Raw genomic sequence first — 13,530 nt, forward strand, 5'->3', positions numbered from 1 at the left:
TACTTTTTTAAAACCATTTTTATGCTAAGATAAGCCCAAGTGCTTTTCCTTCTTCAATAACGAAGTTTCTGGCTTCATCCTTATCGTTGCCAATTTCACCTTCTAAAATAGCTTCCTTGACTTTCTCTTTTAAAATCCCGATTTCTCTGCCGGGTTTTAAATTGAAAAGCTCCATAATTTCTTCGCCGGAAATCGGTGGTTGAAAATTACGGACCTGATCTTTCTCTTCAACTTCTTTAATTTTTATAGCAACTTCTTCAAAATTTCGTTTGAATTTCGTCTGTTTTGAGGAGTTTTTGGTCGTGATATCGGCTTTGTTCAAAATAAACAGGTCTTCCAGATCTTCACCTGCATCAAATAAAAGCCTGCGAAGCGCAGAATCAGAAGTTCCATCGTCAACCAAAGCAATCGGTCGGGAAGAAAGTTTAACTAATTTCTGCACATATTTCATATCGGTTCCAAGAGGAAGTTTTAGGCGGTAAAAAATATTTTTCACCATTTTGGATCCTAAAAATTCGTGTCCGTAAAAAGTCCAGCCAATTCCATCCACAAATTTCTTCGTTGGTGCTTTTCCGACATCGTGTAACAAAGCTGCCCATCGAAGCCAAAGATCATTCGTGTTTTGGGAAATATTATCTACAACCTCCAAAGTGTGCCAAAAATTGTCTTTGTGCGTTTGTCCTTCTACTTCTTCAATGCCTTTTAAAGCCGTGAGTTCGGGCATAATTAACTGCATCAGTCCTGTATCTTCCATTAATTTTAGACCAATCGAAGGTTTTTCCGAAAGCATGATTTTGTTAAACTCCACCATGATGCGCTCCAGAGAAACGATCTTTATTCGTTCGTTTTCTTTTCTAATGGATTCTAAAGAATTTGCTTCAATTTTAAAGTTTAGAGTCGAGGCAAAACGAATCGCACGCATCATTCGCAACGGATCGTCGGAATAAGTCTGACTCGGTTCTAAAGGCGTGCGCAAGATTCTGTTTTTAATATCCAAAACTCCGTCGAAAGGATCGATCAAATCGCCAAAAGTTTCTTTGTTTAAAGAGATCGCTAAAGCATTGATGGTAAAATCACGGCGTTTTTGATCATCTTCCAAAGTTCCAGTTTCCACGGAAGGTTTACGGGAATCTTCTGCATAACTTTCTTTTCTTGCTCCTACAAATTCAAGATCTAATCCGTCATTTTTAAACATGGCGGTTCCATAATTTTTAAAAACTGAAACCTTTAAACCGGAATTAATTTCCTGCGCGACTGCTTTGGCCAGATCAATTCCATTTCCCTCTGTAACGAAATCGATGTCGGTAGGCGCTTTTCTCTTCATCAACAGATCGCGAACGTAACCTCCAACAATAAAAGCGGTCTGGTCATTTTTTTCCGCAACTTCTGAAATAAGTTTGAAAAGTTTAAGATTTTTATTTTGGGTAAGATTAATGTTCATAAGCGATAAGTCCGAAATTCGAAGACCGGATTTTATTTTTGCAAAGATAAGGAAAAGAGCAGTTGGGAAAAATGAAAAACGTAATCAGAAAAGCCACTTTCGAGTTAAATAGTAGTTAGCGAAAATACTTTCTGCGATTTGGAGGTTTTAATTCAAAAAAATACGTGTCAATAATTGCGACAACATTTATCACGACCTTTTACCACAACCTTTCTTAATTTTGACAAGCAAAACTACAATCATGAAAACTAAAAATATAGTTCTTTGGCTCTTTCTTCCAGCTACGATGGTTTCTCAACAGACATAAGAAAAATTCGACATTCAAAATCAACACTGAGCTCGGACACCAAAGTGATTCCACATAAGAATGTTTTTACTTCGGTGAAATTTAAGAAATGAGATTGCTTGACCGAAGGACAGCGTTTGCAACTCAACGATGAGAATGACCAAAACAGAAAGCAGATCTTACAGAAAAATCCCAATGCTTTTAAAGATCTTAAAAAGTTGACTCTGTGCCAGAATCTTTTTCGTCCAAATCCGGATTTACGGGTTATTACAAAATCACATCGATCACCTTCCGGTTTCTAAAGGTCATCTTCTCTATTATAATTGCGAACAACGAACTTATGATTTTGCTACCGGAAACCATTTAGGAACAGCTTACGTTTTGTGGCCTTACCCTTGGAAAGAATGCATGAAAATATCACGGAAGTTATTGCGGCTGAACCCGGAATTATCATTAATAAAAAAAATACGAACTGCGATCTCAACTGCCTAAATAATGGGAATGTTACAGAACGTTGGCGCGAAGTTCTGCTGAATTAATTTTCTGTTTTGATAATTTACCTTGGTTATTTAAAACTTGGTTGACGAAGATTTCCGTAAATATTTTAATTCGAATTATTATTTCCCCCTAAAAGCCAATTATCGATCTCAACTTCCAAATATTCGGTCTGGATCTTTACGGCTTCGATAAAATCATCGGGAACATTTGAGGCACCGTTATTTTCTAAATTCCATAATTCATCAGACATCAATTCATATTCAGAATAAATTCTTTTGAACCTGGGACTTTTCTTTTCTAACTCTTCAATTTTTTGCTGCTGCGGAATAAATTTTCTGAAAGGTCTGTTTGTGGTCATGATTCTTTTCTTTTGTTTAAAAAATACATTATGAAAATAAATGAAATCAATATAAATTACGGTGAAAAAATCTGCGTAACTTTCTGAAAATGAAATTATTATGTTAAAGGACTATGCTAAGAGAAAATAAATGTAGACAATAAAATGAGACAAAAAAATATTTTAACAAGTTTTTCTGATTGTTTAACATATAATTTTAAATTTGCATCTTACTTACGATGAAAGAACTTTTACTCAAACAAAAACAGATTTTACTTTTCGCATTTGCCGGAGCACTAAGTGCTGTGGTCGAAATCGGATCATTTAAAATATTTAGTGTCCAGTTGCCTCATTTTTTTTTACAGGAAACAAATTATCACGGTATCCACTTTCCGCTAAGTAATATTTTCTCGACAAGCTGCGGGATATTCACAAACTACTTCTTAAGTATTTGGTTTGTTTTTGAGAGAGGTAAACATTCGAAGAAAAAAGAATTCGCTTACTTTATGATTGTCTCCTTTTTATCGACCATTGTGAGTTTAAGTATTTTTCAGATTTTTTTCCGTTTTGTTTTCGTGGATCATATAAATGTTGGATTCTTCGTCTTCAGTCAGGAAATGCTGAGTAAAATTTCTGCGATCGTTTTGGTTTCTGTCCTTAATTATACCGTAAAAAAGAGAGTTATTTTTAATGGATAATACTGGAGCTGATCAACTTAACTTCTAAAAAATTAAATGAAAAAAATCCTCAATTATATATGGCGTGGCTGGATGATGCTTCTGGGAACTGTTCTTACGATCGTAATGGGAATTCCGGTAATGTTATTCTGCATTAAAAAAGAGCATTATAAATATGCTTATAAGTTTATTCGGTTTTGGTGTATCGGAATGTTCTATGGAATGGGATTTCGGTATGAACTGAAGAATCTGACAGATAAAAAAATCGATAAGAATATCCAATACGTCTTTATTTCTAACCACACTTCAATAATGGACGTTATGTTACCATGCATTTTGATGCCCAATCATCCGCTTTGTTACGTTGGTAAAAAAGAACTGGTGAAAATTCCTATTTTCGGTACAATCTATAAAAGGATCTGCGTGATGGTGGACAGAAGTTCTGCAAAAAGTCGAGCCGATGTTTACCGAAGATGTGAGGAAAGAATGGAGGAAGGGCAAAGTATTGTAATTTTCCCGGAAGGTGGTGTTCCCGATGATGAATCTGTAATTTTAGATGATTTTAAAGACGGCGCATTTATTTTGGCAGCAAAACATAACTCGCCCATATTAATTTTTACTTTTGTGGGACTAAAGGAGATGTTTCCCTTCAATTATTCTAAAGGATATCCCGGAAAAGTGAAGGTTTATTTTAATGATATTTTGGAGCCTAAACAGGCCATGAATGATTTAAAAAAGGCGTCTCACGCTGAAATAAAAAAGATTTTGGAAAACCCCATTTGAGTAAATAAATAGTTATATTTGTTTTTAAGAAATTATTAACAAATGTCTACAATTTATACAAAACAAACCAATTGGGGTCAGTTCGTTCCTTTGGTCACTGTATTTTTCTTCTGGGGATTTGTTGCGGCCAGCAACGATATTTTAATTCCGGTTTTTAAAAAAGCTTTTGATCTCACGCAAAGTCAAAGTCAGTTGGTATCTGTTGCATTTTATGTGGCTTACACCGTTGGATCGCTTATTTACATGTTTATATCAAAAGCGATCAAACAGGATCTGGTTAACAAGATCGGTTACAAAAACGGTTTAATTGTAGGACTTCTAATTTCCGCTTCCGGAACATTACTTTTTTATCCAGCCGCCAATTTGGGCTCATTTCCTTTGATGATCACGGGATTATTTATTTTAGGATTAGGATTTTCTTTACAGCAAATTGTAGCGAATCCGCTTGCAATCGAAGTTGGACCAACAGAAACTGGATCCCAAAGACTTACAATGGCAGGCGGAATTAATAATTTGGGTACCACAATAGGACCTTTGATCGTAGCGTTTGCAATTTTTGGATCTGCCACAGCTTCCAACACCGAAGCAAGCATTGAATCCGTTAAAATCCCGTATATGGTTTTGGGTGGAGCATTTATTTTAGTAGCAATTTTATTAAAGTTTTCGTCACTACCCCAAATAACACCTACAATTATTGAAAACACTGATGAAGTTATTGTTGGAGAACATAGAGATTCTGCATTAAAATATCCACAGTTGGTTTTGGGAATGATCGCAATTTTTGTTTATGTTGGTGTTGAAGTTTCTACAGCAAGTAATTTACCGGCTTACATGGAAAAATCTCTGGGCTTTACTACAAAAGATATCGCACCGTACGTTTCGTTATATTGGGCTTCGTTAATGATCGGTCGATGGACCGGTGCTGTTGATGCGTTCGATATTAGTGCTGGATACAAGAAGATTTTGAGATTTTTAGCACCCTATCTTGCCTTTGGAGTTTTCCTTTTGGTGAACGCCATTGCGAAACATGATCTGTCGCATTTTTACATTTATGGTCTGATAATTTTGGTAATGATCGCCTGCGATATCGCAAGTAAAGGAAATCCAGCTCGGATGCTTCTGATCTTCTCCTGTATGGGAATTTTAGCTTTAATATTTGGGATGATGACTTCTGGAATGACTTCGGTTTATGCTTTTACAAGTGTTGGATTATTCTGTTCTACTCTTTGGCCGTGTATTTTTGCATTAGCTATAAATGGTTTAGGGAGACATACCAATCAAGGATCCGGATATTTAATTATGATGATCATGGGTGGTGGAATTATCTCCTGGCTGCAGGGAACCTTAGCAGACATGACGAATATTCATGTCAGTTATATCGTTGGAGTAATTTGTTTTGCATACCTCGCGTTCTACGCTGTTCGGGTAAGCGGAATTCTAAAAGCTCAGGGAATTGAATTAGATCAAGTGAAAAGCAAAAGTGGACACTAATAAACTGAATTTTTATAGAAAAAAAAGATTTTGGGCAGGTATTTTACTTGCCCAATTTCTTTTGTTCTTCATTTTCTCTAAAATAGATCATGTTGTGAATTTGTTTGAAAGGTTTTTTGAAGTTCAGAAAGGAATTCATCAAAAGATCTTTTCATTTGTTCCCTTTTCAGCCGGAGATGTATTTTATATATTGCTTGGAAGCGGCATGCTTTATTTAACATTAAAAATTTTCAGGAAGCAGACCCGAAATTCAGCAATATTTCGATTTTTGATTTTATTCAATATCTTATATTTTATTTATCAAATTTTTTGGGGAATGCTGTACTTTCAGGAACCTATTATTGCAAAACTGTCTAAGGAGGAAATTACGCTAAAGGAGACGAAAAACCTCGCAATAAAATATCTTGATCTATGCAAACAAACCCGCGATCTTGTTGAGGAAGATAGGAACGGAGTTTTTAAGATCGTAGATGTAAAAGTCATCCAAAAAGAAATTCTAAAAAACCAAAACGATCTTCCTGTATTGATCGGTTCAAAAAAAGGTTCAAATATTAATGCTTTCAAACCAAGTTTATACAAAGGAGCAATGAGTTATTCGGGAATCTTGGGATATTATAATCCCTTTACCGCAGAAGCACAGTACAATTCCGAATTACCTGCAACTTACCTTCCCTTTACTTTGGCTCACGAGAGCATGCATCAGTTCGGATTTGCCCGTGAACAGGAAGCCAACTTTACTGGTTACCTGGTTGGCAAAAATGCGCTCAACGCAGACTTGAAATACAGCACGCAATATTTTGTGTTAAAGTCGCTATTAAACGCTTTGGCAGAAAAAAATCCCGAATTTGTGCGGAAAATCGTTCAAAATTATTCTGCAGGTATGAAAAGAGACCGTTTGGCTGAAAAGCAGTTTGTGAAGGAACACGAAGGCTTTTTAGATGTAGTGTTTGGTTTTACAAATGATTTATTCTTAAAGAGCAACCAACAGGAAGGTAGTGTCACCTACTCCTACTTCATTGATTTACTGATTCGTTTCGAAAGAACTCAGGATTAGACATAAAAAAAGAATCGCATTTTGCAATGCGATTCTCAACACAAATGATGAAAAAAAATTTATTGCTAAAGTGATAACTTTCGCTATCATTTCAACACTGTAAAAGTAATACTAATATTTTAATCCGACAAGAAAAAGCTAAACAAATCTATTTTCTTGATTATGATTAACAGATCAACAAATATAATAATTAATAATTTTTAAGTTCATATAGATTTACTCAAATCATTAACAATTATTTAATGTTATGTCTTGAATATTAATAAAGTTTAGTATTTATTCAAGCACAAATGAACTACTTGATTGAAAAAATTCCGTAAAGAGCACAAAAAAAACCCAAATATAATTTGGGTTTTTTCGAGTAGCGAAGACGGGAATTGAACCCGTGACCTCAGGGTTATGAATCCTGCGCTCTAACCAACTGAGCTACCTCGCCTTTTTGGTGGTGCAAAGATAGAAATATTTTGTAACGCAGCAAAAATTAATTCAGATTTAAATAAGAAATTACATCAGCAGCATGATCCGGCTTTGCGATGATCTTATTATTAGCGTCCAAAACAAAATAAGTTGGTGTCGCATGCACGTTGTATTTGTCTACATAAGAGCTGTACCACCCTTTTAACTCTGAATCATTGATCCAGGGTAGATTCTTAACTTTATTTTCGTACGGTGCTTTTTCATTATCTAAAGAAAGACCAATTATCTGAATATTCTGAGCTTTCATAGCGTTGTATTTCTCCAGAATTTTTGGCAGTTCTGCTTCACAATGAGAACAGGTTGAGGACCAGAAGATAATAACTTTTTTATCTGCCTTAACTTCTGTTAAAGACTTCGCTTTAGTGTTTGTAGCCTGAGTAAAGATTTGATTGGGAAACATTGCTCCAACTTCGGTGTTTTTGTTCGTTGCGATCGTTGATGAAAGCCTGTCGTTTATCGTGCATTTTAAATTACTGGCTTCCGTGAGGTATTTGTTTTTCAAATCCTTCATATCGTACGTATCAAAGATTTCAATAAGCTCGGAAAGGACGGTTTGTCCACGAGGAGTTTCAACATTAACCGCTTTTAACAGCGTATCAATATCAGCTGAAACATTGCTGCTTGGTCCAACATTAAGATAGGCGATCAGGATCGGCTTAAGAAGTGAAGAAGTTTCCAGCATATCGTTCGATTTCGTTAGAAAATCTATGATTTCCGCATGGGTTAAGGTTTTTTTGGTGGCATTTTTTTCCAGATATTTCGCATAATTTGTGCTGTAAAAATTAACGAAAGGATATTTGGCAAGCGACTCCGAACCATTTGATAATCGAAGGATTTCAGTATCCAGTGATTTTCCAAACTCGGTATTGCCTTTATAATACTCTTTCATCTGATAAAGTGCGGGCAGAATATATTCTTTTTTCTGTTGAACATCCTGCAAATTATTCATCACAAAATTACTTTCATCAAGATATTGAACATTCGCAATCTTATTCTCTTCCATATCAAACTTCAACTTGACATTCTTATTCTCTGATATGAAGTTGATGGAAATGTTATTTTCCGGGAAGTATAGTTTCATCATTCCAGTGTAGGGCTTGGCCACATTAATTGACCAGGAATTGCCTTTTCTGACCTCTTTGGTTTCCAATAAATCTTTAGAACCATTTAAGGTATATAAATACACCTCTTTCGGGGTAAAAGTTGCCGGAGCTTCGATCTCTACTTTAAATTGTGCCGATAGTGAATTTAACATAAGTAAACCTACTATTCCTAAAATTTTATTCATAATGTAAATATAAAAAAACCCATCGAATTTTGACGGGTTTTGTATCAATTTAATAATTGCTTAAATAATTTTTCGCTGTTGTTTTCTGCTAAAATAGATAATGAAAATAAATCCTATAAGAGCAAGAACATAAACATACATATCAATCGGAGAAGCGGGAAGTCCAGGACCTGTACCGCCGCCACCGCCACCTGGCGGAGGAGATGGTGGACCCTGTTGAGCCCGTAAAAATGCGCCTATAATCAGGAATGCAAATAATAAAGTTTTATTTATAAGTCTCATAATTTGTGTTTTTAATATTATCTAATGATTTTGGAACTAATTTTTTCGCCTTTTTCAGAAACCGCAGTCACGATATATGCAGAATTCATTTTGGAAAGATTTATTTCAAAATCCTGATCCGTTGAAACATTTTTCTGCGAAACGATTAGTTTTCCACTCATATCATAAACATTGACGTCTGATTTTTTCCATAAAGGATCAAATCTCACAACGAACTTATCGATACCGCTGTTGTAAACAACCATGGTTCGGGAAAGTTTCGTAGCTGCATCCGTACCTAATACAAGCGTTTTTCCATAATATAAACTATATTGATCACCAGTTACCGGAATTACTTGGTTTTGGGCAATTTCGGAGATCGCTCCATTCTGTGCCTTATAGTAAAATCCAATTCCTGTTGACAAATTATGTGCCCCGTCTTCAATGAGGTCTGTATTTTCTCTTACTTCAAATTTCAAAGATTTAATTCCGCTACTATACAACGCCAAAGGAATTGCCTTTCCGAAAAAGTCATTTTCGTTAGCTTCATTAATATACAACCAATAAGCATTTGCATAGTTAGCATCAACGCCACCATTAATATCTTCCTCGTACGTTCCTAATATATTCCCGCTTCCTAATATTGATTGTACCGTCGGCTGTGTAGTTTGACCTGTTGTTGCAGTAGGATAAACGGCATAATAAGTTCTTGCCAGTTCTTCTCCATTTTCATCTAATCCGATAATACCCAATTGTTTTACGGTACCATTATTTTCACTCGCATATCTTGCAGCAGTTACGGAGTAATTAGTACCGTTTGCTCTCGGAGTCGATTTAAATCTTCTTAAATTATCAAAACTTAGCGTTTTATTTGTACCCACTTGTGCGGCATTATCTCTAAGCTTAATAACAAAAGTCTGCATTGGCTTAATGATTAAACCAACATCGCCAACTGGTACAGGTGAACCTGCAGTAAAGTTTATAAATTGTGCAGCAACAGAATAGGTACCTGCTGTATTTGAAGAAACTACTGTTCCCGGATCATATCGAATTCCCTGAATAGATGAAATTGCATTGTTATCGGTTATCGTTCCACTTTCAGTAATACCAATTAAACTAAGATCTAGATTCGTAAAATAAGGATTACCAAACTGATAAATATTTCTACCGAATGTTGTTTGAGACCACGGATTTGTAGGATTTGTTGCATAATCCCAATCGTCTTGAAGATAAGTATTATACCGTTCGTTGTAAGAATTAGTAGCATTTCCGCCAGTTCCGAAAGTTACACCGTTCGCAGCATTTCTTAGCAATTCCGAACCTCCATTAGTGAAAGGCGTACCCTTCAACGTATAAACAGTTCCGTTTGCGGAAGGAGAATTTGCGGGCATTGATGCTGGAGGCAAGCTGGTATCAAGACCAGAAGAACCCAACATATAATAGGTGGAATTTTTTGGTGTTAGCGACGCCGTACTTAAATTATCGGAAACAGCCGTAGTATTGTTCCAGGTTAAAACCTCATTTTTAGAATATCGGGAATTGGAAAAAGTTTTTCCGAATGTTCCAATAGTAGAAGGAGTACCTGAAAGACTTGAAATTGTTTTATTATAAAAAGGTAAGGCGATTTGCTGATAAGTTCCGTGTTTTTTTGCACGAAATTCTTTGTCAACCACCCCAGAAATATTTGCTTGGCTTAGGCCCGTAATGAATAGCTGACCGTATGTTGAAGAGGCAAAACTCGCAGGGGTATTTAATCTTAAAATAAAGTTACCACCATCTGTTTTGGTTCCTACTCCAGAAGCATTCAAAGTTCTGAAACCATCCGAAGAAGTTCCAACAACCATTACATTTCCACGGATATCAATTACTCCGTTACCCTTCGTTTCGACTCCACCACCGTTATAGACCAAGGCATTTTCCCCAACATAAAATATGGCATTGGGATCAAGATGACAGATAACGTTTTGGGCATCAATAAATAAACTCAGCGCGAGGAGCGCTACAGTTAGTAGATTTCTTTTCATTATTGTGTGTTTTGTGTTTTTGTGAAAATTAATTCACGCACAAATGTATCACAATTTTTTTTATATAAAAAGAAAACTGACCTAAATCCTAAAATTTTATATTTTCGTTATTTAAAACAATCTTCTTTTTTGCAGTGATATTAAACATATAATCTTCCAGAACTTTTTCAGTTGTTCCCCGCAATCCTCTAGCTCCGAGACCTTTGTCCATGGTTTCCTCCACGATTTTCTCAATGGCTTCATCTGTAAATTTTAAAGAAACCTCATCCATCTTAAATAATTCTACGAATTGATTGATGATGGAGTTCTTAGGCTCTTTCATAATCCGGATCATAGTATCTTTGGTGAGTTTTTCTAAATAAGTTACAATTGGAAACCGTCCTAAAAGTTCTGGAATTAAACCAAATTTTCTTAAATCGATCGCATTGATCTGTCTTAGAATATAGTCATCTTCATCAACTTTATTCAGTTTGTCCATACTGAAACCAATTGCTTGCTTATTCAAACGCCTTTCAATAATTTCTTTAATGCCATCAAAAGCACCACCTGCAATAAATAGAATATTCTGAGTATTAACCTGAATATATTTTTGATCCGGATGCTTTCTGCCTCCCTGTGGCGGAACATTCACAATGCTTCCTTCCAGCAATTTTAAAAGACCTTGCTGAACTCCCTCACCGGAAACATCACGAGTGATACTTGGATTATCGGATTTTCTGGCAATTTTGTCGATCTCGTCTATAAAAACAATGCCTTTTTCCGCTTTTTCTACATCGTAATCTGCAACCATCAATAATCTCGAAAGAATACTTTCTACATCTTCACCAACATAACCAGCTTCCGTCAAAATAGTAGCATCAACAATACAAAAGGGTACATTCAATTCTTTGGCAATCGTTTTTGCAAGGAGTGTTTTTCCGGTTCCCGTTTCACCGATCATGATGATATTGGACTTTTCAATTTCTACATCGCGGTTTTCGATCTTGGCGTGTAAAATTCTTTTATAATGATTATAAACGGCGATCGAAAGCTGCTTTTTTGCCTGATCCTGGCCAATAACATAAGTATCTAAAAACTTTTTGATCTCTTTCGGTTTCTTTAAATCTTCCATACTTTCCGCGGGGGAAAATCCTGAATCTGAATCTCCTTCTTTCACAATAGCATGCGCCTGCTCTATGCAGTTTTCGCAGATAAATCCATTGTTTCCAGAGATCAGCATTTGAACTTCAGTTCGTTTTCTTCCACAGAAAGAACATTCGTTTGAATTCATATCGTAATAATAAGTTATGCGTTATTTTAAAAAATTTTGTCAAAGTATAAAACTCTGACAAAATAGTATTTTTTAGGAATTTTGAATGGCGTTTTGAATTTTTTTATACTCGTCATCTGAAAATTTCAAACGAACATTTTTAAAATTCATATCTTCCATTTTAGTAATAGGAATCAGATGAATGTGGGCATGCGGGACTTCTAAACCAATCACCGCAACTGCAATTCTTTTATCTGGAAATGCTTTTTGCATTTTTTTTGCCACCATTTGTGCGAAACTCCAGAGGTTTTTGAAATCCTCGTTTTCTAAATCAAAAATAAGATCTGTTTCCTCTTTCGGAATCACTAAAGTGTGACCTTTCACCAGAGGCATCGCATCTAGAAAAGCGACAAACTTGTCGTCTTCTGAAACTTTGTAAGCCTTAATTTCGTTATTTATAATTTTCGTGAAGATGGAACTCATGATTTTAGTATTTGAAAACATTCATCTGCAAGACCAGAATCTTCAGAAAATGTTCGGTCCTATTTGAAGGTGCAAATTTACAATATAATTAAAAAAGTGGATGTTAAAAAAGTCCTAAAACTTCAATTCTCTATTCTCAAATATTTATATAGAAATTTCTAAAACCTCGAATGACAGTTTATTTCCGTTTGGAAGAACAATATCCGCAGTGTCGCCAATGACTTTCCCCAGCAAACCTTTTGCGATTGGCGTATTTATTGAAATTTTTCCGGCTTTTAAGTCACTTTCATTATCGGGAACCAAGGTAAATTTTTGTTCCCCTTTTGTTGCCATATTCTTTAAACGCACCGTGGTTAAAATGGAAACTTTTGAAGTATCTAAATTCGTTTCATCAATAACTTTTGAGTCTGCGATTAAATTCTTGATTTTAGAAATTCTCATTTCTAACATTCCCTGTGCTTCTTTTGCAGCATCATATTCTGCGTTTTCAGAAAGGTCACCTTTATCTCTAGCTTCAGCAATTTGCTGTGTAATTTTTGGTCTTTCGATGGTTTCCAGCAATTCCAGTTCAGCTTTCTTTTTATTTAAACCATCTTGGGTAATAAAGCTTGCCATAAGTTCTTGTATTTATCGTTAGTATAAAAAAATAATCCGACATTTGTCGGACAATGATTATTCGTTAGTTTGTTTTACAAATATATAAATTTATTTTAGATGAAAAGAAATCTTTCAATCTTACTTTGGTCAATATTCCTCATTTTCAGTACCTTAAATCTTAATTCATGCAATAATCGCGAAGAAACCGTAAGTTGTTTCCCCAAGGTTCCCATTAATGTTGTTTTAAACTTAAACCTTCCGGCTTATTACGATTTGCAAAGTGTAAATGGATGGATTTATGTTGATCAGCAGGAATCTGGAACACGGGGATTAATTGTGGTGAAAACTACGAATGGATTTAAAATTTACGACAGAAACGCACCTCATATTTGCCCAGATACAAACACAACTTTAGTGGTGGAAGGCAACATTAAAGTCGTTTGTCCGAAAGACGGTGCAGAATGGATCCTTATTACAGGTGAACCTACCAAAATCTCGCAAATTGCACCTAAAACCTATCGGTATAATTTCGACTCAAATTCTAATACTCTTTCTATTTTTGATTAGAAATACATCAATAATAT

The 13,530-nt window shown here is 35.4% G+C and carries 15 protein-coding genes and 1 tRNA gene; 7 read left to right on the forward strand and 9 right to left on the reverse strand.

Features of this window, described 5'->3' with window-relative positions; translation table 11 throughout:
- Positions 1 to 19: 19 nt before the first annotated feature.
- Positions 20 to 1,441 carry a CCA tRNA nucleotidyltransferase gene (locus ACZ9HT_RS11070; protein WP_476040556.1) on the reverse strand — a complete coding sequence of 474 codons (1,422 nt, stop codon included), beginning with the start codon at positions 1,439 to 1,441 and terminating at the stop codon, positions 20 to 22.
- 405 nt (positions 1,442 to 1,846) lie between these two features.
- On the opposite strand from ACZ9HT_RS11070, the gene ACZ9HT_RS11075 reads away from it, so the two are divergent.
- Together ACZ9HT_RS11075 and ACZ9HT_RS11080 are read left to right on the forward strand one after the other, a co-directional pair.
- Positions 1,847 to 2,029 carry a hypothetical protein gene (locus ACZ9HT_RS11075; protein ID WP_476040557.1) on the forward strand — a complete coding sequence of 61 codons (183 nt, stop codon included), beginning with the start codon at positions 1,847 to 1,849 and terminating at the stop codon, positions 2,027 to 2,029.
- Between the two features lie 102 nt (positions 2,030 to 2,131).
- Entirely contained in the window at positions 2,132 to 2,266 is a 135-nt protein-coding gene (locus ACZ9HT_RS11080) for a hypothetical protein (RefSeq protein WP_476040558.1), read from the forward strand.
- A 65-nt stretch (positions 2,267 to 2,331) separates the two neighbouring features.
- On the opposite strand, the gene ACZ9HT_RS11085 is transcribed toward ACZ9HT_RS11080, so the two are convergent.
- Complete coding sequence (locus ACZ9HT_RS11085) at positions 2,332 to 2,583, reverse strand: hypothetical protein (protein WP_476040559.1); 252 nt, start codon at positions 2,581 to 2,583, stop codon at positions 2,332 to 2,334.
- Between the two features lie 218 nt (positions 2,584 to 2,801).
- On the opposite strand from ACZ9HT_RS11085, the gene ACZ9HT_RS11090 reads away from it, so the two are divergent.
- The 4 genes from ACZ9HT_RS11090 to ACZ9HT_RS11105 all read left to right on the forward strand — a co-directional run bounded on the left by ACZ9HT_RS11090 (position 2,802) and on the right by ACZ9HT_RS11105 (position 6,567).
- Positions 2,802 to 3,260 (forward strand): GtrA family protein, encoded by a 459-nt coding sequence (locus ACZ9HT_RS11090; RefSeq protein ID WP_476040560.1) that lies wholly within the window; start codon positions 2,802 to 2,804, stop codon positions 3,258 to 3,260.
- 36 nt (positions 3,261 to 3,296) lie between these two features.
- A complete protein-coding gene (locus ACZ9HT_RS11095; protein ID WP_476040561.1) occupies positions 3,297 to 4,022 on the forward strand; it encodes a lysophospholipid acyltransferase family protein in 726 nt (241 codons plus the stop codon).
- Positions 4,023 to 4,064: 42 nt separating this feature from the next.
- A complete protein-coding gene (locus tag ACZ9HT_RS11100; protein WP_476040562.1) occupies positions 4,065 to 5,513 on the forward strand; it encodes an MFS transporter in 1,449 nt (482 codons plus the stop codon).
- Positions 5,514 to 5,607: 94 nt separating this feature from the next.
- Entirely contained in the window at positions 5,608 to 6,567 is a 960-nt protein-coding gene (locus tag ACZ9HT_RS11105; RefSeq protein ID WP_476040563.1) for a DUF3810 domain-containing protein, read from the forward strand.
- A gap of 362 nt (positions 6,568 to 6,929) precedes the next feature.
- On the opposite strand, the gene ACZ9HT_RS11110 is transcribed toward ACZ9HT_RS11105, so the two are convergent.
- The 7 genes from ACZ9HT_RS11110 to greA all read right to left on the reverse strand — a co-directional run bounded on the left by ACZ9HT_RS11110 (position 6,930) and on the right by greA (position 12,964).
- Positions 6,930 to 7,003: transfer RNA gene (locus ACZ9HT_RS11110), tRNA-Met, on the reverse strand.
- Positions 7,004 to 7,048: 45 nt separating this feature from the next.
- Positions 7,049 to 8,332: a TlpA family protein disulfide reductase gene (locus ACZ9HT_RS11115; protein WP_476040564.1), complete on the reverse strand. Its 1,284-nt coding sequence runs from the start codon at positions 8,330 to 8,332 to the stop codon at positions 7,049 to 7,051.
- A gap of 60 nt (positions 8,333 to 8,392) precedes the next feature.
- On the reverse strand, positions 8,393 to 8,614 hold the full coding sequence (locus ACZ9HT_RS11120) for a signal peptidase (protein WP_476040565.1): 222 nt from the start codon (positions 8,612 to 8,614) through the stop codon (positions 8,393 to 8,395).
- A 17-nt stretch (positions 8,615 to 8,631) separates the two neighbouring features.
- Positions 8,632 to 10,617, reverse strand: coding sequence for a T9SS type A sorting domain-containing protein (locus tag ACZ9HT_RS11125; RefSeq protein ID WP_476040566.1), 1,986 nt, complete (start codon positions 10,615 to 10,617; stop codon positions 8,632 to 8,634).
- A gap of 88 nt (positions 10,618 to 10,705) precedes the next feature.
- Positions 10,706 to 11,887 carry an ATP-dependent Clp protease ATP-binding subunit ClpX gene (gene clpX / locus ACZ9HT_RS11130; RefSeq protein WP_476040567.1) on the reverse strand — a complete coding sequence of 394 codons (1,182 nt, stop codon included), beginning with the start codon at positions 11,885 to 11,887 and terminating at the stop codon, positions 10,706 to 10,708.
- 72 nt (positions 11,888 to 11,959) lie between these two features.
- Positions 11,960 to 12,349, reverse strand: a complete 390-nt coding sequence (locus ACZ9HT_RS11135) for an HIT family protein (protein ID WP_476040568.1) — start codon at positions 12,347 to 12,349, stop codon at positions 11,960 to 11,962.
- 144 nt (positions 12,350 to 12,493) lie between these two features.
- Entirely contained in the window at positions 12,494 to 12,964 is a 471-nt protein-coding gene (gene greA, locus ACZ9HT_RS11140; protein WP_476040569.1) for a transcription elongation factor GreA, read from the reverse strand.
- Positions 12,965 to 13,063: 99 nt separating this feature from the next.
- Here greA and ACZ9HT_RS11145 point away from each other — a divergent pair, with 99 nt between their 5' ends.
- Entirely contained in the window at positions 13,064 to 13,513 is a 450-nt protein-coding gene (locus ACZ9HT_RS11145) for a hypothetical protein (RefSeq protein ID WP_476040570.1), read from the forward strand.
- The last annotated feature ends 17 nt before the right edge of the window (positions 13,514 to 13,530 follow it).

It is taken from the genome of Chryseobacterium sp. UYP7 (assembly GCF_056279225.1).